Raw genomic sequence first — 21,071 nt, 5'->3', positions numbered from 1 at the left:
ATGGCCCTAATATCGGGCCATGCAAGACTTCCCGCCCGAACAGATATCCCCCGGCGCCTGGCCTTCCCGCTGGTGGGCCGAGGCCTCTGCACGCGACTTTGCGCAGGCCCAGGCCAGCGGCCTGGCTGCCCGCACCGTGGCGGTGCTGCCCGTGGCTGCCGTGGAGCAGCACGGCCCGCACCTGCCGATGTCCGTCGACGCCCGCCTGCTGCAGGGCGTGATCGATGCGGCCCTGCCGCTGCTGCCGGCCGAGCTGCCCGCGCTGTTCCTTCCCCCGCAGAACATCGGCTTCAGCGTGGAGCACCAATCCTTTGCCGGCACGCTGACGCTGTCGCCCGCCACGGTGATCGCGCTGTGGACCGAGCTGGGCGCCTGCGTGGCGCGGGCCGGCGTGCGCCGGCTGCTGCTGCTCAACGGTCATGGCGGACAGGTCAGCGTGATGGACATCGTGGCGCGCGAGCTGCGCATGCGCCATGGCCTGCTGGTCTACAGCAGCAGCTGGTTCGGACTGGTGGACGATGCGGCCAATGCGCAGTTCAGCGCGCATGAACACCGCTTCGGCATCCATGGCGGCGAGGTCGAGACGTCGATGATGCTGCACCTGGCGCCGGAGACCGTGCGCATGGAGCATGCGCGGGACTTTCATTCCACTTCGGAGGATCGGGCGCAGCGGCATGCCTTGCTGGGCAATGGGCGAAGCGCCAAGATGGGCTGGGCCATCGAGGACTACAACGTTTGCGGGGCGGTGGGGAATGCTGCGGGGGCTACGGCCGAGCGGGGGGCTTTGATGGTGGAGGCTTCGGCTCGGGGGCTGGTGCGGTTGTTGTCCGAGATGGTTGCGCTGCCTGCGGATACTGTCGGAAGGGCGCCGGAGCCTCTTTAGTTTTTGGTCTTTTTTGGACCCTGCCGGGTGGTGGTTTTTCGAGGCCGGGAGTCGGCCCGGCGGCCGACCTACCTTTCTTTGATTCGTCAAAGAAAGGTAGGCCAAAGAAAGACGACCCGAATGTCCGCGACCCCTTCGCTGCGCTGCGGGGCAACCTGCGTCGTGGCGGCTGCGGGGTTCGCCGTGAAACTCTCTTCGCGCTGCGCGCTACGTTCAAACATCACGGCGAGTCAGATCACGAAGCAAGCCTGTCCTTCGGCAGGCTTGCAACCCCGCAACCGCCACGACGCAGGCGCTGACATACGGGGAGTTTGCTCGGGCCTTTGCTTCGCTCGGCCTATTCCTTTATTGCTTTATTGCTTGGGGATCTTGGCCTGGACGATCACGTCGCCCCAGCGCTTGATTTCCGACTGCAGCAATTGCGCGGTCTGCTCGGGCGTGCTGGACTGGGCCTGGACGTTCATCTCGCGCAGTTTCTGCGTGACTTCGGGGGAGTTCACGGCGGCGGCGATTTCCTTGTTCAGGCGGGCGATGATTTCCGGAGGGGTCTTGGCGGGGGCGGCCAGGGCGTTCCAGGAGGAGGCGACGAAGCCCTTGACGCCTGACTCCTGGGCCGTGGGCACGCCGGGCAGCAGGGCCGAGCGCTTGTCGCCGGTGATGGCCAGCAGGTTGACGGCCTTGGAGTTGATCTGGCCCATGATGGGCGTGAGGATTTCCACGGCCGCGTCGATCTGCTTGCCGCGCAGGGCCGTGACCACGGCAGGGGTGCCGTTGAAGGGCACGATCTGGGCGTCGATGCCGGCGGTGGTCTTGAACAGTTCGGCTGCCAGATGCTGGGTGCTGCCGATGGCGATGCTGCCGATGTTGAGCTTGCCGGGGTTGGCCTTGGCCCAGGCCACCAGCTCGCCCAGGTTCTTGAAGCGCGAGTCGCTGGCGGTGAGCACGCCGATGTCGAAGTAGCCCAGGGTGGAAATCGGCGTGAAGTCCTTGACCATGTCGAAGGGCAGCTGGTTGAACAGCCCCACGGTGACGGCACTGCCGTTGGACATGAGGAACAGCGTGTGCCCGTCGGGCGCGGACTTGGCCACGGTGTCGGCCGCGACGATGCCGCCTGCGCTGGGCTTGTTGTCGATGATGACGGGCTGGCCCAGCTGCGAGGCCAGTTTTTGCGCGACGACGCGTGAGGTGACGTCGGCCACGCCGCCTGCGCCAAAGGGCACGACGATGCGGATGGGCTTGTTCGACAGGGGCTGGGCCTGGCTGGTGATGGCGGCCAGCAGCAGGGCCGCGCAGGCCAGGGCGCTGCGCGTGAAACGGCGTTTGTTCATGGGTCTTTTGTCTCCTGGCCGGCGAGTTTGGCGCAAAAGCGCAGGCCGGCCCAGAGCGCCCGTGTTCTGGCTGCTATGCCTTGGCGCGATAGCTGTGTGACAGCCTTGCCGGTGCCGTATCAGGCGTGCGTGATCCAGCTGCGGTGCTCGTCCGTGTCCAGGTGGTTGAGCGTGTTGAAGGTCTGCAGCATCAGGCGCTTGGGGCTGGTGGTGAACTCGGTCACGGCGCTGTTGCGGATGCGCATGTTCAGCGCAATGGTGACCTCGGGCGAGGTGCCCAGCACATGGCCCACGGCCGTGGAGATGGGGCCGCCACTGCTGACCAGCAGCACGTTTTCGTCGGCATGCTCGTGGCGCACGCGCTCCAGCACCTGGCGCACGCCGCCCGAGAAATCATCCCAGCTGGGCATGCCTTTGGGGCTGATGGTGCCGGCCATCCACTGGGCCAGGGCATCGCACAGCAGGCGGAAGTGGTGGCGGTACAGCTCGGGCGTGTCGGGCTTGGGCAGGGGTGCCGGATGAATGGCCTGCAGCAGCGCGCCGCTGTCGTATTCATCGAGGCCTGCAAGCGCCTGGGTGCGGTGCTGCTCGGCAGGCAGGCTGCCCAGGCCGTCGGCGATGCCGGCCAGCGTCTGCGCATGGCGGCGCAGCGTGCCCGTGTAGACCGCGTCGAAGCGCAGGCCGCGCTCTCGCCAGTAGGCCCCCAGCCTTTGCGACTGCGCCGTGCCGCGCTCGCTGAGCTGGTCATAGTCTTCGGCACCAAACGAGGCCTGGCCATGGCGCACAAGATAGAGGGTTCCCATGGCGCGGATTGTGGCCAGCGCCGGCGCTGGCGTTTGTCCTGCGGGCGACTGGCTGCCGCCTTGGCGACAGGCCTGCCGTGCCGGGCCCTACAGCAGTACCTGGCCGCTCACGCATTCCACGACATGGCCGCCTATCCACAGCGCGCCCTGCGCGTCCTCGCTGACGTGGACGCGGCCGTCGCGCCCCACGCAGCAGCCCTGGCTGGCGATGTAGGGCGCATGCAGCAGACCTTCGCCGCGCAGCCACAGGGCCAGACTGGCGTTGAGGCTGCCGGTGACGGGGTCTTCAGTGACGCCGACGGGGCTGGCGAAGCCGCGCACTTCCAGGCTGGGGGCGGCATCCGTCTCGGCTGCGGCTGGCCGCTGGCCCGTGGCAAAGGCGCGGGCCTCGCGGCTGCTGCGGCCGATCAGTGCCGGTGCATCTTGCGCGCTTTCGTACAACGCGCAGGCGCCCACCTTGGTGTTCAGCGCCTTGAGCCTTGCATGGTCGGGCTCCAGCGACAGCACCTGGTCGGGGTGTTCGAAGAGCACGCCCATCCAGCGCGGGCCGTTGTCCAGCCAGGCCGCACGCAGGATCTGGCCGCGTTCTGCGCCCAGCGCGGCCGCCACGTCATCCAGCAGGCCGGGCTCCACGTCGCTGATGTCGGTGGACGGTGCCTGAAAGGCCAGGCGCCCGTCCTGGCGCTCGATGCCGATCAGCCCCTTGGCGCACTCCTGCACGATGCGCTGGGCCTGCTGCGGCACGCCGCCCTGCGCCAGCCAGGCATGGCAGCTGCCCAGCGTGGGATGGCCGGCAAAGGGCAGCTCGCCGCCCGGCGTGAAGATGCGCACGCGGTAGTCGGCGCCTGCGGCGCGGCCGGCCTCGGTGGGAGGCAGCACGAAGGTGGTCTCGGACAGATTGGTCCAGGCCGCGAAGGACTGCATCTGCGCATCGGTCAATCCGGTGGCGTCGAGCACGACGGCCAGCGGATTGCCCAGGTAGGGCCGTGCCGTGAACACATCCACGGTCATGAAGGGGCGCTGGCGGGGAGCGGCGGTGGAGGTCATGGCAAGGGGCAGGGGTGCGATGAGCAATGCAGGATGAAGAAAGCCGGCGCAAAGCCGGCTTTCAGGGAACAGCCGGGGCTGTGCGTATCAGGCCGACAGCTGCGAGCGGATGGCGTCGGCCAGGGCGGCGATGCCCTTGTCGATCTGCTCGGCCGACACCGTCACGTAGGACAGGCGCAGCGTGTTGGCCTGGGGCTCGTCCGCATAGAACGGCGCGCCGGGCACGAAGGCCGTGCCGCGTTCGACGGCGGCGGGCAGCAGCTTTTGCGCATCCATGCCCTTGGGCAGGCGAACCCACAGGAACATGCCGCCCACGGGACGGGTCCACTGCACGTCCAGGCCGGCCATTTCGCGTTCCAGCGCGGCCAGCATGGCGTCGCGCTGGCGCTTGTACATGGCGCGGATGGTGGGCACATGGCGGTCCAGGAAGCCGTCCTTGATGACCTCGGAGACCACGCGCTGGTTGAAGCCCGGCGTGTGCAGGTCGGCCGCCTGCTTGGCCTGCAGCAGCTTGTTGTAGACGGACTTGGGCGCCACCAGGAAGCCGATGCGCAGGCCCGGGGCCAGCACCTTGGAAAACGAGCCCAGGTAGATCACGCCTTCGGGGTTGCGCGCGGCCAGCGGCAGGGCAGGGGCCTGCTCGAACCACAGGTCGCCGTAGGGGTTGTCCTCGATCAGCGGGATGTTGAGTTCGCGCGCCTTGTCCACCAGGGCCTGGCGACGTGCCTCGGCCATGGTGCGGCCGGTGGGGTTCTGGAAGTTGGGCAGCACGTAGGCCAGGCGGGCCTTGTCGGCGCCGGTGCCGGCCTTGGCGGCGAAGTCCTCGACGAGGATGCCGTCGTCATCGCTGTCCACGCCCACGGGAATCGGTTCCTGCGGTGCAAAGGCCTGCAGCGCGCCCAGGTAGGTGGGCTTTTCGACCAGCATGCGGCTGCCACGGTCCAGGAAGACCTTGCCGATCAGGTCCAGCGCCTGCTGCGAGCCCGTGGTGATCAGCACCTGGTCGGGGTCCACTTCCCAGGGCAGGAAGTCGGCCACGGCCTGGCGCAGGGGGGCGAAGCCCTCGCTGGTGGCGTACTGCAGGGCCGAGGCGCCATCGCGCTGCATCACGGTCTGGCAGGCCTGGGTGAACTCGTCCAGCGGGAAGGCCAGCGGCGAGGGCAGGCCGCCCGCCATGCTGATGATGCCGGGACGGTCGGTGAGCTTGAGGATTTCGCGGATGGCGGAGGGGTTCATCTTGGCAGCACGGTCTGCCAGCGTCCAGGTCGTCATAAAAAAACAGTTCCAGGTCTTGCGGTGCCCGCCATGCGGGCGGGCTGGTATGGATTGCCATGCCGTCGTGGGGCACGGGCCGGCCGCATGTGAAGAGCGGAGTGCGGATAGTGCGCTCGCTCTTGCGCCGGCAATGAGGGTATTTTGTCGCGGGCGTGAAGGGTCTGCGCATCCTCCCTTCAATAGCTGGGCAGGCCAGTACGGCCTTTGCCTGGGCGTGGGTGGAGGACCCTCATGCGGCCACCATCCATATCGCCGTCAGCGCCAGCATGGTCGCCATGGCACGGTTGAACCACAGCAGCCTGCGTCCCTGGGCCAGCCAGTGGCGCAGCAGTGCGCCCACGCAGGCATACAGCAGATTGCTGAAAAAGGCATAGGCGGCCATGACGGGCAGCACCACGGCCAGGCGCTCGGTCAGGTCGTCGCGCCCGGCCAGCCAGCCGGCCACGATGGCCAGGGCCAGCAGCCAGGCCTTGATGTTCACGAATTGCAGTCCCACGCCCTGCCAGAAGCCCACCTGCAGCTGCTGCGGCGATTGCAGCGAAGCCATCTGCGCGCTGCGGCTCAGGCGCCAGGCCATCCACAGCAGGTAGCCGATGCCGGCGGCCTTGACCAGCCACAGCAGCAGCGGCGCCGCGACAATGGCCGCGCCCACGCCGGCCGTGCTCAGCACCAGCAGCACGCACCAGCCCACGGGCACGGCCAGGACGAAGCGCAGCGCCGGGCGCAGGCCGTGGTTGGCGGCCAGGGCCGTGGACAGCGTGGTGTTGGGACCGGGGCTGAAGCTCATGGAAGCGGCGAGCAGCAGCAAGGCGGTGAGTTCGGACGGTGGCATGAGGCGGTGGCCCCGAAGGTCTCCATACAGGCGGCAGGGGCTGTTGGGGAGGAGGGCACGGCAGGCCTTCTCCGCAGCACGAATGCATGAAATATAGGTGCAAGACCTGTACAGTGCCAATACAGTTGGACCCTCAATTGCATGTTCTGTATTGGTGCCTATCCCGATACAGTGACTTTCTGGTGACCCATTCACAGCCGTTTGCAGCCGTTCGCACCCGTTCACACCCGTTTCCGTATGACCGTTCCCCTCTCGCGGCTGGCGCCGCAGACCCTGAGCACCCAGCTGGCCGAGCGCCTGGGCGAGCGCATCCGCATGCGCCTGCTGCCTGCGGGGGCACGCCTGCCTTCGGTGCGCGAATGCGCGCGCCAGCAGGGCGTGAGCACGCACACGGTGGTGGCCGCCTATGACCTGCTGCAGGCCCAGGGCCTGGTCGAGGCGCGGCCGCAAAGCGGCTTCTTCGTGCGCGACTTCGTGCAGGATGCGCCGCTGCTGCAGCCCGAACAGGCCCGTGCGGTCCCCGCCGAGGAGGCCCCTGGCGTGCCCAAAGGCACGCGCATCAATGCCTCCATGCTGGTGCGCGGCATGTTCCACCAGAGCGTGGGCGGCAGGCCGCAGCCCGGGGCGGGCGTGCTGCCGGCCGAGTGGCTGGAGGCCGGCTTCCTGGCGGCAGCCATGCGCAAGGCCTGCTCGGGCAAGTCCCTGCACGACTCCTGCGTGGGCTACGGCGACCCGCTGGGCGACATCGGCCTGCGAGAGGCGCTGTCGCGGCGCCTGGCGCGCCTGGGCATTGCGGCGGCGCCGCAGCACATCATCACCACCATGGGCGCCACCCATGGGCTGGACGTGGTCAGCCGCGCCCTGCTGCAGCCGGGCGACCCGGTGATGGTGGAGGAGCCCGGCTGGGCCGTGGAGTTCGCGCGCCTGGCATCGCTGGGCATGCGCGTGCTGCCCGTGCCGCGCGGCCCCGACGGGCCGGACCTGGCCGTGATGCAGCGCTACTGCGAAAGCTGCGCACCCAAGCTCTACGTCAGCGTGAGCGTGCTGCACAACCCCACCGGCTACAGCCTGTCACCGGCCAGCGCCCACGAGGTGCTGCAGCTGGCGCGGCGATTCGGCTTCTACGTGGTGGAGGACGATACCTATGGCGAGATCGCGCCCGACCACGCCGCGCGCATGACCGTGCTGGACCGCCTCAGCCACAGCATCTATGTGAGCGGCTTCGCCAAACTGCTGGCGCCCAACTGGCGCGTGGGCTACCTGGCGCCCCCGCCCGCCCTGGTGGAGCGCCTGGTGGACACCAAGCTGCTGTCCACGCTCACCACCCCCTCGCTGATGGAACGCGCCTTGGCCCATTGCATGGACCAGGGCCAGCTGCGCCGCCATGCCGAGCGCCTGCGCCAGCACCTGGCCCAGGCCCGCATGCGCAGCGTGGCACTGGCCCAGCAGGCCGGCGCCCGCTTCGCGGCCGAGCCGGCCGGCATGTTCGGCTGGGTGGACACCGGCGTGGACACCGAAACCCTGGCCCAGCGCCTGCTGGACGCCGGCTACTTCATCGCCCCCGGCGCCATGTTCCACGCAGGCCGCCAGCCCAGCACCTGCATGCGCATCAACTTCGCCACCACGCAGGAACCCGCCTTCTGGCGCATCTTCGAACGCGAAGTCCAAGCCATGCGCGGCAGCGCATAGAAAAGGGAGAGGAAGAGGGAAGGGGAAGGGGAAGGGGGCTGAAGCAGCATCGACCCGCCAGCGCTGATCAGATGTGCAGCGCCAAAAACCGGCGCGCCCCAAAGCGAGGGACACCGAGCAAGGGCCGCCCCGCCGCGAGGGTGTCGTCCCCCTCCCTTGCGAAGCAAGTAGAGAGGGGGAAGGCGCGCAAGCGCCTCAGGGGGTGCTCCCAGTCAATGCGCCCGCATCTTCGTACGCAAGCGCGCAATCGCCTGGCTGTGCAGCTGGCACACGCGCGATTCGGTCACGCCGAGCACGGCGGCGATTTCCTTGAGGTTCATGTCGTGCTCGTAGTACATGCCCATGATGTACTGCTCGCGCTCGGGCAGTGCCTTGATGGCTTCGACCAGGGCCACGCGCAGGCGGTGGTCGCGCAGCAGCGCAAAGGGATCGGCGCCGCTGTCGGCCACGTGGCGTTCGAGGAAGTCCTCGCCTTCGTCGCCGCCCGACATGTCCTCCAGATACACCAGCTGCGTGCCGCGCACCTTGCCCAGCAGCGACTGGTAGTCGTCCAGGTCCATGCCCAGTTCGTCGGCGATCTCGGATTCCAGCGGCGTGCGCCCCAGGCGCTGCTCCAGGCGGTGCAGCGCGTGCTCGATGTCCTTTTGGCTCTTGCGGGAGCTGCGGCTCATCCAGTCGCCTTCGCGCAGCTCATCGAGCATGGCGCCACGGATGCGCTGGCTGGCGAAGGTCTCGAATTGCACGCCCTGCTCGCTCTCGAAGCGGGACAGGGCTTCGGCCAGGCCGATCATTCCGACCTGTATCAGATCATCAAGCTCCACATTGGGAGGCAGCTTGGCGATCATGTGCAGCGCGATCCGGCGTACCAGAGGTACATGCCGACGGATCAGTGCATCGCGGTCGAGTTGGCCTTTGGCGGTGTACATGGCAGTCAGTGGCTCCAGGCATGGGATGCGGGCAGCGGCGCGAAGCCGGCGGCCAGATCCTGGCCGCCATGTGGCAACACGCTGCCCGCATGGTTGAGCAGTTGCAGCGCCAGGCGCTGCAAGTCCGGTGCATGGTGCAGGCGCACGGGCAGCAGTCCCGGCGCATGGCCCAGGTGGCGTTGCGCGCAGCGCATCAGCGCGTCGATCTGCGATTGCAGCTGTTGCGCATCCTCGGCCTGGCTGCGGGCGCCGGTCTGTCCACGGCGCCAATCGTAGCTGGTCACGCCCAGGTCATCGGCGCTGGGCAGCAGCGGCGCCAGCAGGCAGCGCAGGCCGGCATGCACCGCCAACTGCTTGAGCTGGCGATAGCAGCCCAGCACGCGGGTGCCTTGTTCGGGCAGCACCATCAGCGGGTGCACGGCCTGGCCGGCCAGGTTGCTGGCCAGCGTGTCGGCATTGGCATACAGCATGACGATGGCGTAGCCGCGCACGTGGCGCTGCAGCCATTGCATGGGCGTCATGCCGGCCTGGCGTGCCTGCTGGGGCAGCAGATCCAGGCCCTGGCGCGCCGGCAGCACGGCCACCGAGCTGTGGCGGGGATCGGGGTGCAGGCCGGTACGGGCCTGCCAGGCGCTTTGCTGCAGCAGCTGCGCCAGGCCCGGTGCATCCGGGGACTCGCCCTGGCTGGCGTCCAGCACCAGGACGGGCAGGCCCAGGCGCTGCAGGCTGGCGCAGACCGGCCACAGCAGGGATTGTTCGGCCTGGCCCTGCGGGTCGTTGGCCGTGTCGCGCAGCATGGCCAGCACACGCAGGCCCATGGGCGCGGCGGCGCCGGGCTGGCCGTGCAGGCCCAGGCCCTGGTGCAGCTGGGGGAAGGTTTCAAGCATGGTGGATCTCGCCTTCCGTGCTGGGGCTGGACGGGGTGAAGAAGAAGTCCAGGTCCAGCGCCTTGGGATCGAAGGCCGAGCGGGTGGCGGCGCGCATGGAGGCGGACACCAGTTGCTGCGCATCGGCGCGTTCCCAGTCTTCGGGCACGCGCTGGCCGTTGGTCACGCCGCGCAGCTGCATCTGGTGGCGGATCAGCGTGTCCACCGACGGGCCCAGCTTCACGGCCTCGTCCACCTTGGTGAGGATGGCCTGGCTGGAGCCGCGCGCCTTGAAGGCCTGCATCACATCGTCCAGCGCATCGCCCTGGCCGGCCGCGTTCACGGCCAGCAGTTTCTGGATGCCGGGCAGGTCCAGCAGGTCGAGGATCTCGTCCTTGCGCGGATCGCGCGGGGCCACGCCCGTGGTGTCGATCAGCACCAGCTGCTTGTTGGCCAGCAGGCCCAGCAGGTCCTGCAGCGCGGCGCGGTCATGGGCCAGGTGGGCCACCACGCCCAGCATGCGGCCGTAGGAGCGCAACTGGTCGTGGGCGCCGACGCGGTAGGTGTCCAGGGTGATCAGGCCGACGCTGGCGGCGCCGTACTTGGCTGCGCACAGGGCAGCCAGCTTGGCCGTGGTCGTGGTCTTGCCCACGCCGGTGGAGCCCACCAGGGCGAAGACGCCGCCTTGCTCGTACAGCGGGGCCTGGTCGGCGTCGGTGCGCAGATTGCGTTCCAGCACCTGCATCAGCCAGCGCACGGCGTCGCCGGCGGACAGGTCCTGGGGCATGTGCTCGACCAGGGCGCGGGCCAGCACGGGGGAGTAGCCCGCGCGGATCAGCTTGTGCGTGAGGTTGGCGTGGATGGGGTTCTGGCGCGTCTGGCCCAGCCAGGTCAGGGTGTTGAAGCGCTCTTCGATCAGGTCGCGCACGGACTGCAGCTCATCGCGCAGTGCCTGGGAGGCCATGGTCGGTGCGGGCTCGCTGCGCAAGGTCTCGCGCAGCGGCGCTTCGGCGCTGGCGCGCAGCGGGTTGTGGCGGGCCACGGAAGGTGCGGGCTGTGCCTTGAACGGCTGCTGTGCAGCCGTGGGTGCGGCGGCCGGTGCTTCGCGCAGGGCGTCGCCCAGGCTGCGGCGCTGGGCAAAGCTGGGCAGCGGCTCGTCAACGCCGGCCTCGTGGCGGCGGCGCAGCATGCGTTCGCGCACATAGTCCTGGAAGGACAGGGTGCTCATGGCCAGCTGTTCGGTGTCTTCCTGCACGCTTTGGCGCAGGCCGGCCGGCTCGGCACCTTCTGCCGACAGCGAGGCTGCCTGCGAGATGGCCTGCGCAATCGCCGACGACGTTGCCTGGGAAGCACGCGATGGAGCCGCCTGCGCGGCCTGCAGTGCCGGCTGAGCCGTGCGCGGCTGGGTCTGCGCCTGGATCAGCTTGGCCTGCACCTGCGGGCGCAGGCCCGTGGTTTCCTCTGCGGAGCGGCGCTCGATGGCCTGCTGCAGCGGCGTGCTGCTGGCAGCGGCCTTGCTGTGCTCCAGCGTGTCCTCGGCCGTGGCCATGACCTCGACGCCATCGGGCGTGTTGCGGTTGGACAGGATCAGGGTGCCCGCTCCGAAAGCCATGCGCGCCTTGGCCAGGGCCTCGCGGGAGGTGGGGGCGTAGAAGCGTTTGATGTTCATGCGGATGCACCTTTAAGAATCGAGCCGATGCGGATGGTGTGCGTTTCGGGGATCTCGCTGTGGGCGAGAACCTGCAGACGCGGCGCCACGCGACGCACCAGGCGGGCAATGGAATTGCGGATGGAATCGGGAACCAGCAGGCAGGCAGGCAGGCCCAGCTCTTCTTGCTGGTTGGCCATGTCGGCCGCCTTCTGGGTGAGGATCTCGGCCACGCCGGGATCCAGTGAGGGGGAGCCGGGGTTGGACAGGGCCTGCACCAGCAGGCGTTCGAGTCCGGGCTCGATGGCGATGACGTTCAGCTCGCGGGTCGGGCCGTAGATCTGCTGGACGATGGACGGCGACAGCGCAATGCGCACGCGGCGGGCCAGCTCGACAGGGTCCTGCGTGGTCGAGGAGTGCTCGGCCAGCGTCTCGATGATGGTGCGGATGTCACGCACGTGCACCGAGTCTTCCAGCAGCAGCTGGAGCACTTTCTGGAACGTCGTGATGGACACCATTTTCGGAATGACTTCTTCGATCAGCTTGGGAGCCAGTTTGGCCACATGCTCCACCAACTGCTGCGTCTCGGTACGGCTGATCAGCTTGGCGGCATGCACTTGCATCAAGTGTGACAAATGGGTGGCCATCACGGTTTCCGAATCAACCACGGTAAAGCCTGCCATTTGTGCCGCTTCCTTCTGGCGTTCGTCGATCCAGTGGGCGGGCAGGCCGAAGGCCGGGTCGGTGGTCTGGGTGCCGATCAGCGGGGTGCTGATGCCGCCCGGATTGATGGCCAGGAACATGCCGGGGAAGGCCTCGCCCTCGCCCACCATCACGCCGCGCAGGGTGATGCGGTAGGCGCTGGGCTTGAGCTCCAGGTTGTCGCGCACATGCACGGCCGGGGGCAGAAAGCCCACTTCCTGGGCGAACTTGCGGCGCACGCCCTTGATGCGGGTCAGCAGGTCGCCCTGGCGGCCCTTGTCCACCAGGGTGATCAGGCGGTAGCCCAGCTCCAGGCCGAGCAGGTCCACCGGCTGCAGGTCGTCCCAGGTGGCTTCGCCATCGCTGGGCGCGGCCACGGGTGCGGGCGCCTGGGTCTGCTGGGAGGCGCGTTCCTGCTGGCGGCGCGAGAGCATCCAGGCCAGCCAGCCCAGCAGCGCGCCCGTGCACAGGAACACGACGTGGGGCATGCCCGGAATGACGCCCAGCAGGCCCAGCACGCCGGCCGTGATGCCCAGCACCTTGGGCGACATGAACAGCTGCTGCGCGATCTGCTGGCCCATGTCGGTTTCCTTGCCCACGCGCGAGATCACCATGGCCGCGGCCACCGAGATCAGCAGACCGGGGATCTGCGCGACCAGCGCATCGCCCACGGCCAGCAGGATGTAGCTGTCGGCGGCCTGGCCGGCCGACAGGCCGTGCTGGATCATGCCGATGGCGAAGCCGCCGATGATGTTGATCACCAGGATCAGAATGCCGGCGACCGCGTCGCCGCGCACGAACTTGCTGGCACCGTCCATGGAGCCGAAGAAATTGGCCTCTTCCTGCACCTCGGCGCGGCGGCGCTTGGCTTCCTTTTCGTCGATCAGGCCGGCGTTCAGGTCGGCGTCCACGGCCATCTGCTTGCCGGGCATGGCGTCCAGGGTGAAGCGGGCCGAGACTTCGGCGATACGCTCGGCACCCTTGGTGATCACCACGAAGTTGATCACCACCAGGATGGCGAACACGATCAGGCCGACGGCGAAGTTGCCGCCGATCAGGAAGTGGCCGAAGGCCTCGATCACCGCGCCGGCCGCGCCCGGGCCTGTGTGGCCCTCCAGCAGCACCACGCGGGTGGAGGCCACGTTCAGCGACAGGCGCATCAGCGTGGTCAGCAGCAGCACCGACGGGAAGGCCGCGAAGTCCAGCGGCCGGATCATGTAGGCCGCCACCATCATCACCATCAGCGCCACGGCGATGTTCAGCGTGAAGAATGTGTCCAGCAGCCACGGCGGAATGGGCAGCACCATCAGCGCCAGGATGGCCACCACCAGCAGCGGCGCCATCAGGCCCTGAGCGAACTTGGCGTTCTCGCTCGACCACATCGATTGCAGGGATTGGAGCGGATTCGTCGTCATGGAGCAGTACCTTCAGTGGTCGCGGCGGCGCCTGGCGCGCGGCGGCCCTGGTGCGGATCGAGTTCGGCGGGCACGACGGGTTCGCCGAGATCGCCAGGCATGGGGCCTTCGCCGCGCAGCGCGGCCTTCAGGCGGTAGACATAGGCCAGGACCTGGGCCACGGCCGTGTACAGCGCGGCGGGAATGGCCTGGTCCAGATCGGCGTGCGCGTACAGGGCGCGCGCCAGCATGGGGGATTCGAGCACCGGGATCTTGTGGGCGCCCGCGACTTCGCGGATCTTTAGCGCCACCAGGTCCGTGCCCTTGGAGATGACCTGCGGGGCGGCCATGGTCTTTTCGTCGTAGCGCAGGGCCACGGCATAGTGCGTCGGGTTGGTGACCACGAAGTCGGCGCGCGGCACGGCGTTGACGCTGGCGCGGTCGGCGATCTCGCGCTGCTTCTGGCGGATCTTGCTCTTGATCTGCGGGTTGCCGTCGGATTCCTTGTGCTCTTGCTTGACTTCCTCATGGCTCATCTTCAGGCGCGACTTGAACAGGTAGGCCTGCAGCGGCACGTCGATCACGGCCATCAGGAACACCACCAGCAGCAGCAGGGCCACGCCGCTGGCCAGCCATTGCCCCGTCATGGACAGCGCCATGGCCGAGGGCTGGGAGGAGATGGCGGCGATCTCGGCGAGATGGCCGCTCAGGAACTTCCAGGCCACGAAGGAGAGGATGGCCGTCATCACCACCATCTTCACCACGGTCACCATCTGCTGCTTGGAAAACAGGTTGGTCAGGCCCGACAGCGGATTGAGGCGGTTGAACTGGGGTTGGATGGGCTTGAGGCTCAGGATCCAGCCGCCGGCCAGCATGCCCGACACCAGGGCCGCACCCGTGGTCACGGCGGCAACGACCAGGGAAATCTTCAGACCCAGGCTGCCCATGGACAGCATGCGCTCCATCATCAGGGCCGGCGTCTTGGCCGTGTGCGCGTCGAAGGCCAACTGCTGGGCCAGTGCCATGCGCAGGTGCTGGATCAGGGGCTCGGCGCCCATCAGCATCATCAGCGCGCCCGTGCCCAGGATGGCCAGGTGCGACAGGTCCCGAGAGCGCGCACCCTGGCCGTCAGAACGCGTTTTCTGCAGTTTGCGTTCGGTGGCGGGAAGGCTTTTGTCTTGGCTGGAGTCCATGGCGCAATGACGGAAGGATTTGCGTCATTGTCGGAACAAGCCAGGCAGGCGAAGCCCCGATAAGCGGGGCTCAAGCGGCGCTTATGTGCTGTCTGCACAAGGGGAGGAACGGCAGCCGCATGGTGCAAGGGCGCCGCGAAGATGGCAGTCAGCCCCTTGCGCCCAAGCGAAAGAGGCTGCCGTGCAATGAGAGGGGGAGGCGCCGTGCGCCCCCCCGGGTGATCAGAATCCCAGGCTGGCCAGGAGATCGTCCACCTGGGACTGCGAAGTCACCACGTCGGGCGTCTTTTCGGGATCGACCACGGGGCCGGCGAGGTGCTCCTTGGGCTTTTCCAGGGGCTCCAGCGCCGTCTGCTGCGGGTTGGGCGAGGTCTGGATGAGCAACTGCACCAGCTGGTCCTCCAGATCGGCGGCCAGCGAGACCACGCGGGCAATGACCTGGCCCGTGAGATCGTGGAAGTCCTGGGACATCATGATCTCGGTGAGGTGCTCGTCGGCCTGCTGCGTGCCCTGCTCGACTTCCTCCAGGAAGTTCATCACCCGGCCCTTGGCCACGGCCGCCACGGGGTCCTCGACCATCTGTGCCCGCATGGCGCGTACACGCTCGGCCAGCCGGTCCTGCTGGACCTTGGCCAATTCGACGCGGTTCAGAACCTTCTCGGCGGCTTCTCCGGTCAGCCGCGCAATGTAGGAAAGGCGGCTTTGCGCGTCCGGCAGCTCTCCCATGCTGCCGCGCAATCGGTCCGCATAGCCCAGCTCGTTGAGCGAGTCATGCAGCTGGCGCGTGAGAACGCCCACCTTGTAGTGGACGCTGTCGGGGACATCCGGGTTGCTCATGGCGCGTGCCCTACAGGCCCAGCTTTTTGAGGATCAGGTTGACTTTCTCTTCCAGCGTGGCCTTGGTAAAGGGCTTGACGATGTAGCCTGCCGCGCCGCCCTGGGCCGCTGCCACGATGTCCTCCTTGCGTGCCTCGGCCGTCACCATCAGCACGGGAAGGTGCTTGAGTTTGTCGTCCTGCTTGATTTCGGTGAGCAGCTGGAAGCCGTTCATGTTGGGCATGTTGATGTCCGTCACCACGAAATCAAACTTGCTGTTGCGCAGCTTGTGCAGTGCCACGACGCCGTCTTCGGCTTCATCGGCTTCGGGAAAGCCGCTCTCCTTGAGCAGATTGCGCACGATGCGCCGCATGGTGGAGAAGTCGTCAACGATCAAAAAACGCAGGGCATTAGCCACGTGAGGCCCTTTCGGTCGGTAGGTGCTCGGTACTGGTAAGAATCCGCCGCGATGGTAACAATATGAAACCTTCTTGGCGCAATGTGGGAATTTTCCTGCTTTTCGGCAGCATCGGGCGCAAACCTTAATTTGTTACACGATCAGGTGACGCGGGCGCAGACGGGGCAGCTGCAGGCGAGGTGGCGGCGGGCTGCGCAGCGGTCTCGCCGGTTGCGGATTCGGTGGTGGCCGCATTCGCCGTGCCGCCATTGCCGCCGGCCAATGATGGCGGCAAGGCGTTGCGTGTCACAGGTCCGCGGTGGCCCAGCAGGCGCTTTTCAGCCTCCTGCGTGAGCACGGTGATGGTGATGCGCCGGTTCTGCGGGGCACGCGGATCATCGGGCAGCAGCAGGTCGCTGCTGGCCAGGCCCGTGATGCGGGCCAGCTGGTTCAGCGGCATGCCGGCCGCCACCAGCTCGCGGCGCGAGGCGTTGGCACGGTCGGAGGACAGCTCCCAGTTGCTGTAGCCGCGGTCGGCATTGCCGTAAGGGGCGGCATCGGTATGGCCGGACAGGCTGATGCGGTTTTCCGCGCCCGCCAGGGCCGCGCCCACTTCGCGCAGGATGTCGCGCATGTAGGGTTTGACCATGGCGCTGCCGCTGTCGAACATGGGGCGGTTTTGCTCGTCCACGATCTGGATCTGCAGGCCGTCGGGCGTCACGTCGGTGCGGATCTGCGAGCGGAATTCGTTGAGGCGCGCATTGCTGGTGATCATCGCGTCCACCTTGGCCTTGAGCGCCTTGATGCGGTTGGAATCCACCTGGGCCTGGTCAGCGCGGCCTGCATCGACGCTGGTGCGCCGGTTGGAGCTGTCCGCCGCCTCCGAGCGCCGCACCTGGCCGTGCACCTTGGCCAGATCGTTGCCGCCGCCGGGAATCACGCTGGAGCTGTTGCCCGCACCGTCGCCGCCGGCCATCGCCACCTTCAGCGGCGAGGAAAAATACGCCGCAATGCCCTGCAGCTCGCCCTTGGCCGTGGAGCCCAGCAGCCACATCAGCAGGAAGAAGGCCATCATCGCGGTCACGAAGTCGGCATAGGCGATCTTCCAGGCACCGCCGTGGGGTGCATGCGCTGTCTTCTTGACGCGCTTGATGATGATCGGCTGTAGCTTTTTCTCTGCCATGGCTTGACGCTGCTGGACGCAGGATTACTTCTTGCCCTTGACGTGGGTTTCCAGTTCAAGGAACCCGGGACGTTCGGTGGAGAACAGCACCTTGCGGCCGAACTCGATGGCCGTGGCGGGGTTGTAGCCCTGCATGCTGGCCAGCAAGGTGGTCTTGATGCACTCCAGTTCCTTGGCGGCATCCTGGGCGCGCTGCTCCACCAGGCCGGCCATGGGCTCCACCAGCGCATAGGCCAGCAAAATGCCCAGGAAGGTACCGACCAGGGCCGAGGCGATCATGCCGCCCAGCACGGAAGGCGGCTGGCCCACCGAGCCCATGGTGTTCACCACACCGAGCACGGCGGCAATGATCCCGAAGGCGGGCAGGGCGCCTGCCAGGCGGGTCAACGCATTGACCGGGGCATGCGCTTCGGCGTGATGCGCCTCGATCTCGCTGTCCATCAGCGACTCGATCTCGTGGGAGTTGAGGTTGCCCGACACCATCATGCGCAGGTAGTCGGTCAGGAACTCCACCACATGGTGGTCGGCCAGCAGCTCGGGGTACTTGGTGAAGATGGGCGACTCGTTGGGTGCCTCCACATCGCTTTCGATGGACATCAGGCCCTCCTTGCGGGCCTTTTGCAGAATCTCGTACAGCAGGGCCATCAGCTCCATGAAGCGGGCCTTGGTGTAGCGCGAACTCTTCATCACGCCAGGGATGGCCTTGGCCGTGGCCTTGAGCACCTTGGGCTGGTTGCACACGATGAAGGCGCCGATGGCGCCGCCGCCGATGGTCACCATCTCGAAGGGCAGGGCCTTGAGAATGACCTGGACGTTGCCCCCGTGCAGCACATAGGTGCCGAAGATGCAACCGAAGGCGACGATGTATCCGATGATGACAAGCATGGGAGTGGATTCTGTCAGAGGTGTCCCGATGGAAAAGTCGGAACTGGCTTGGAAATGCGCGCTTGTTTTGACACTGGGCCGTGGCGGGGTGGCGGCCATCGACGAACCCATGGCTTGTCAAGCTATCGACCGCAGGCATCAATACTTGAGAGCCCTGAGATGCAGGTGTAAACGCGCCGCTGCGCGCCAAAAGCCCAAAAAGGCCGGCAAATCGGTGCCTGTTTGAGTCTTGCAAGGCGGGCGCTTAATAGCGGATCGCGCGGCGCGCATGCGAGGATAGTCGGCACAGTTTTATTCTTTGTGTCACCGCGCGCACAAGCGTGCGGACCGCGGGCCGACCGTGTGCCGACCGCGGGTCGGCCTGATACTTCCTCTGCTGCATCGCCATGCCATCTTCACCTCTTGCCAACGCCTTTGCTGCCGCTGCGCAGCCGCCCAGCATCGACAGCGAGCTGACCCGCATCCGCGCCATGGTCGATCGCGCGCAGTTCCTGGAGGCACTGTCGGATCTGGCGCAACTGGTGGCCCGGGACCCGCGCAACTCCAAGGTCTGGCTGCACATCGGCTTTGTCTACGTGCGCATGAGCATCTGGCCGCAGGCCATGGAAGCGTTGCAGATGGCCCTGGAGATAGAGCCCCGCATGCCCAACGCCCAGCGACTGCTGGCACTGGCCCTGTTCAGCACGGGGCGCAGGCAGGAGGCCTGCGACCTGATCGACGACGCCTGCCGCCACGCCAAGAACGAGAACACGCACTGGATGACGCGGGCCTACATCCACTCGCACACCAGCAGCGACCCGCTCAAATCCCTGGAAGTGGCGCGCGACTGGGGCCGGCGCTTCGCCGACCCGCTGACCCGCAACGCCAAGCCCCTGCCACCGCGTGACCGCAATCCCCGCAAGAAGCTCAAGGTCGGCTATGTCACGGCCGACTTCCGCCAGCACTCGGTGGCCTTCTTCATGCGGCCCGTGCTGGAGCACCACAACCCGGACAACGTCGAGATCCACGTCTACTCCAGCGGCCGCCCCGACAAGATGACCGAGAAGCTGCGCGCCCTGGTGCCGCACTGGCACGATGCGGTCGAGCAGACCGACGACCAGCTCTACGAACAGATCCGCGCAGACGGCATCGATGTGCTGGTGGACCTGTCAGGCTTCACCCTGGGCCACCGCCTGGAAGTCTTCGCCCGCCGCGCCGCACCCGTGCAGGTGACCTGGCTGGGCTATATGCATACGCTGGGGATGAAGGCCATGGATTACCGATTGGTGGATGGCGCCATTGCTCCGCCCAGCCATGCTCCCCACTATTCGGAAAAGCTCTTCCAACTGCGCTGCATGGCCAGCTACTCTCCACCCGAGTATTCGCCGCTGTGCGAGGAGCCGCCCCTGCTGCGCAATGGCTATCCCACGCTCATCTCGCTCAACAACTCGGCCAAGCTCACCGACGAGATGCTGGCCGTCTGGGCACGTATCCTGCACGAGCGCCAGGACGCGCGCCTGATCATCATGGTCAAGGAACAGGACCCGGACGCCGCCCAGGCCCACATGCAGCCACGCGTGGAGGCGGCAGGCATGCCGCTGGACCGCGTGTCCGTGCTGCACCAGCAGCCGCTGGATGGCTTCATGGAACTGGGGCATATCGCCGATGTGGCGCTGGATACCTCACCCATTTGCGGCGGCACCACGACCTTGCATGCACTGTGGATGGGATTGCCCATCGTGACGCTGGATGCGGTCCGTGGTGTGGATGCGTCCACGGCCGGCACATTGCGGGGCATCGGTTTCGGTGGCGAGATCGCCAAGGACGTCGACGGTTACGTACAGGCTGCGCTGCGCCTGATGGAGGATCCGGCACGGCTGGCACAGCAGCGTAGCCAGGCCCGTTCGCGGCTGCAGGCCAGTGTCCTGATGAACTACCCCGAGCGCACGGCAGAGCTGGAGAAAGCCTACCGGCTCATGTGGGTCAACTGGCTGCGCGGCGACCATCAGACCCTGAGCGTGGGAGCCGATCTCCAGCATTTGCTGGCCCAAGTGGAAACCGCTGCATGACCCGCCATCCCGAGCCGGACTGGGTGCCTCTGCTGGTCCCGGACATGCCCTCTCCGCAGGCGCTGATGCCATGGCTGGAGCGTATGCATGCGGCACGGCACTATTCAAACTTCGGGCCTCTGGTGCGGGAGCTGGAGGCAGAGTTCGCGCAACGCTTCGCATTGCCTGGTGAACAGGTCACCACGGTGGCCAATGCCACGCAGGGGCTGGAGCTTGTGCTGCAAGCCCTGGGGCTGCCGACAGGCGCTCGCGTGCTGCTGCCCACATTCACCTTCGTTGCCAGTGCCACTGCCGTGCTGCGCGCGGGTTTGGTGCCTGTGCTGGCGGATGTCGATCCGTGCAGCTGGATGATGACGCCCGATATTGCCCGAGCGGCCTGCGCCGGCATGCGCATTGATGCGGTGCTGACGGTGGCTACCTTCGGCATGCCGCATGACATGCAGGCGTGGCAGCAGTTCGAACAGGACACGGGTCTGCCAGTCATCGTCGACGCAGCGGCGGCCTACGGCAGCCAGTGGCTGCAGGGTGCGCAGGGGACCCTGGTCTTCAGCATGCACACCACCAAAAGCCTGCCAGCGGGGGAAGGCGGGCTGGTTGTCTCTACACGTCCGGGGCTGGCGGCCAGGGTGCGTCAACTGTCCAACTTCGGCATCAATCTCGACCCGGAGGCGGGCCTGCCCGTTGGTGCGCTGGCCCATGCCGGCACGAATGCCAAGATGAGCGAGTACCACGCCGCCATTGCGCTGGAAATGCTCGGGCGATGGGAACTCCATGCCGAAGAGCGCCGCAGGCTGCATGACAGCTTGAAACATGACCTGAACCTGGCCAGCAACCGATCCCTGGTGTGGCAGGCCCAGGCCGGCGAGGCCTGCCTGATGGCTCCGACCTTGTTGTGTGCACAGCTACCCAGCGAGATGGCGCGCGATCGATTGGAGCAGGCCTGCCGGCAAGCCCGTATTACTACGCGACGGTGGTATCAGCCGCTTTTGCAGCATATGGGTGTGCTGCACAGGCATTGCATTGTGCTTGAGACACCTCATGCAGAAGAACTGGCGAGGACTCTGCTGGGGCTTCCGTTTTTCGTTGGCATGCCGCGCCAACAGCGCCTGCGGATAAAGGAAATCTGCATGAACGTAAACGAAAATTCCCTCTGACT

Annotated in this window: 18 protein-coding genes; 4 read left to right on the top strand and 14 right to left on the bottom strand. The window is 67.0% G+C overall.

Annotated features, from left to right (window positions below):
- Positions 1–19 precede the first annotated feature (19 nt).
- Entirely contained in the window at positions 20–883 is an 864-nt protein-coding gene (locus LGR64_RS25525; protein WP_141832626.1) for a creatininase family protein, read from the top strand.
- Positions 884–1,236: 353 nt separating this feature from the next.
- Here LGR64_RS25525 and LGR64_RS25520 read toward each other — a convergent pair whose 3' ends face one another.
- From LGR64_RS25520 to LGR64_RS25500, 5 genes are all read right to left on the bottom strand, one after another.
- Positions 1,237–2,211, bottom strand: coding sequence for a Bug family tripartite tricarboxylate transporter substrate binding protein (locus LGR64_RS25520; RefSeq protein ID WP_013800338.1), 975 nt, complete (start codon positions 2,209–2,211; stop codon positions 1,237–1,239).
- A gap of 119 nt (positions 2,212–2,330) precedes the next feature.
- On the bottom strand, positions 2,331–3,014 hold the full coding sequence (locus tag LGR64_RS25515; protein ID WP_034398008.1) for a histidine phosphatase family protein: 684 nt from the start codon (positions 3,012–3,014) through the stop codon (positions 2,331–2,333).
- A gap of 87 nt (positions 3,015–3,101) precedes the next feature.
- On the bottom strand, positions 3,102–4,061 hold the full coding sequence (locus tag LGR64_RS25510) for a PhzF family phenazine biosynthesis protein (protein ID WP_230357303.1): 960 nt from the start codon (positions 4,059–4,061) through the stop codon (positions 3,102–3,104).
- Between the two features lie 87 nt (positions 4,062–4,148).
- Entirely contained in the window at positions 4,149–5,333 is a 1,185-nt protein-coding gene (locus tag LGR64_RS25505; protein ID WP_013800341.1) for an aminotransferase-like domain-containing protein, read from the bottom strand.
- A 232-nt stretch (positions 5,334–5,565) separates the two neighbouring features.
- On the bottom strand, positions 5,566–6,168 hold the full coding sequence (locus tag LGR64_RS25500) for a LysE family translocator (RefSeq protein WP_230357301.1): 603 nt from the start codon (positions 6,166–6,168) through the stop codon (positions 5,566–5,568).
- Between the two features lie 237 nt (positions 6,169–6,405).
- Here LGR64_RS25500 and LGR64_RS25495 point away from each other — a divergent pair, with 237 nt between their 5' ends.
- Complete coding sequence (locus tag LGR64_RS25495; RefSeq protein WP_034398015.1) at positions 6,406–7,857, top strand: aminotransferase-like domain-containing protein; 1,452 nt, start codon at positions 6,406–6,408, stop codon at positions 7,855–7,857.
- Between the two features lie 212 nt (positions 7,858–8,069).
- On the opposite strand, the gene LGR64_RS25490 is transcribed toward LGR64_RS25495, so the two are convergent.
- From LGR64_RS25490 to motA, 9 genes are all read right to left on the bottom strand, one after another.
- Positions 8,070–8,783: an RNA polymerase sigma factor FliA gene (locus tag LGR64_RS25490; RefSeq protein WP_012202528.1), complete on the bottom strand. Its 714-nt coding sequence runs from the start codon at positions 8,781–8,783 to the stop codon at positions 8,070–8,072.
- A gap of 5 nt (positions 8,784–8,788) precedes the next feature.
- The gene (locus tag LGR64_RS25485) at positions 8,789–9,670 is read right to left on the bottom strand and encodes a hypothetical protein (RefSeq protein ID WP_013800344.1); all 882 of its coding nucleotides are present in this window, start codon (positions 9,668–9,670) and stop codon (positions 8,789–8,791) included.
- The gene (flhF, locus tag LGR64_RS25480; RefSeq protein WP_043822590.1) at positions 9,663–11,318 is read right to left on the bottom strand and encodes a flagellar biosynthesis protein FlhF; all 1,656 of its coding nucleotides are present in this window, start codon (positions 11,316–11,318) and stop codon (positions 9,663–9,665) included. Before flhF ends, LGR64_RS25485 begins: the two co-directional genes overlap by 8 nt.
- Positions 11,315–13,414 carry a flagellar biosynthesis protein FlhA gene (gene flhA / locus LGR64_RS25475; RefSeq protein WP_012202531.1) on the bottom strand — a complete coding sequence of 700 codons (2,100 nt, stop codon included), beginning with the start codon at positions 13,412–13,414 and terminating at the stop codon, positions 11,315–11,317. The genes flhF and flhA overlap by 4 nt, the downstream gene beginning before the upstream one ends.
- On the bottom strand, positions 13,411–14,586 hold the full coding sequence (locus LGR64_RS25470; protein WP_013800346.1) for an EscU/YscU/HrcU family type III secretion system export apparatus switch protein: 1,176 nt from the start codon (positions 14,584–14,586) through the stop codon (positions 13,411–13,413). Before LGR64_RS25470 ends, flhA begins: the two co-directional genes overlap by 4 nt.
- A gap of 222 nt (positions 14,587–14,808) precedes the next feature.
- A complete protein-coding gene (locus tag LGR64_RS25465; RefSeq protein ID WP_012202533.1) occupies positions 14,809–15,423 on the bottom strand; it encodes a protein phosphatase CheZ in 615 nt (204 codons plus the stop codon).
- A gap of 10 nt (positions 15,424–15,433) precedes the next feature.
- Positions 15,434–15,820 (bottom strand): chemotaxis response regulator CheY, encoded by a 387-nt coding sequence (cheY, locus tag LGR64_RS25460; protein ID WP_012202534.1) that lies wholly within the window; start codon positions 15,818–15,820, stop codon positions 15,434–15,436.
- 124 nt (positions 15,821–15,944) lie between these two features.
- The gene (gene motB, locus LGR64_RS25455; protein ID WP_063327644.1) at positions 15,945–16,982 is read right to left on the bottom strand and encodes a flagellar motor protein MotB; all 1,038 of its coding nucleotides are present in this window, start codon (positions 16,980–16,982) and stop codon (positions 15,945–15,947) included.
- 24 nt (positions 16,983–17,006) lie between these two features.
- A complete protein-coding gene (gene motA, locus LGR64_RS25450) occupies positions 17,007–17,867 on the bottom strand; it encodes a flagellar motor stator protein MotA (protein WP_012202536.1) in 861 nt (286 codons plus the stop codon).
- Between the two features lie 386 nt (positions 17,868–18,253).
- Between motA and LGR64_RS25445 the strand changes: the two genes are divergently transcribed.
- A complete protein-coding gene (locus tag LGR64_RS25445; RefSeq protein ID WP_230357298.1) occupies positions 18,254–19,915 on the top strand; it encodes an O-linked N-acetylglucosamine transferase, SPINDLY family protein in 1,662 nt (553 codons plus the stop codon).
- Positions 19,912–21,069: a DegT/DnrJ/EryC1/StrS family aminotransferase gene (locus LGR64_RS25440; protein ID WP_230357296.1), complete on the top strand. Its 1,158-nt coding sequence runs from the start codon at positions 19,912–19,914 to the stop codon at positions 21,067–21,069. The genes LGR64_RS25445 and LGR64_RS25440 overlap by 4 nt, the downstream gene beginning before the upstream one ends.
- Positions 21,070–21,071 lie beyond the last annotated feature (2 nt).

This window comes from Delftia sp. Lp-1, from assembly GCF_020523835.1.
GTDB lineage: Bacteria > Pseudomonadota > Gammaproteobacteria > Burkholderiales > Burkholderiaceae_C > Comamonas > Comamonas acidovorans.
This window is presented reverse-complemented; position numbering and strand designations above follow the sequence as displayed.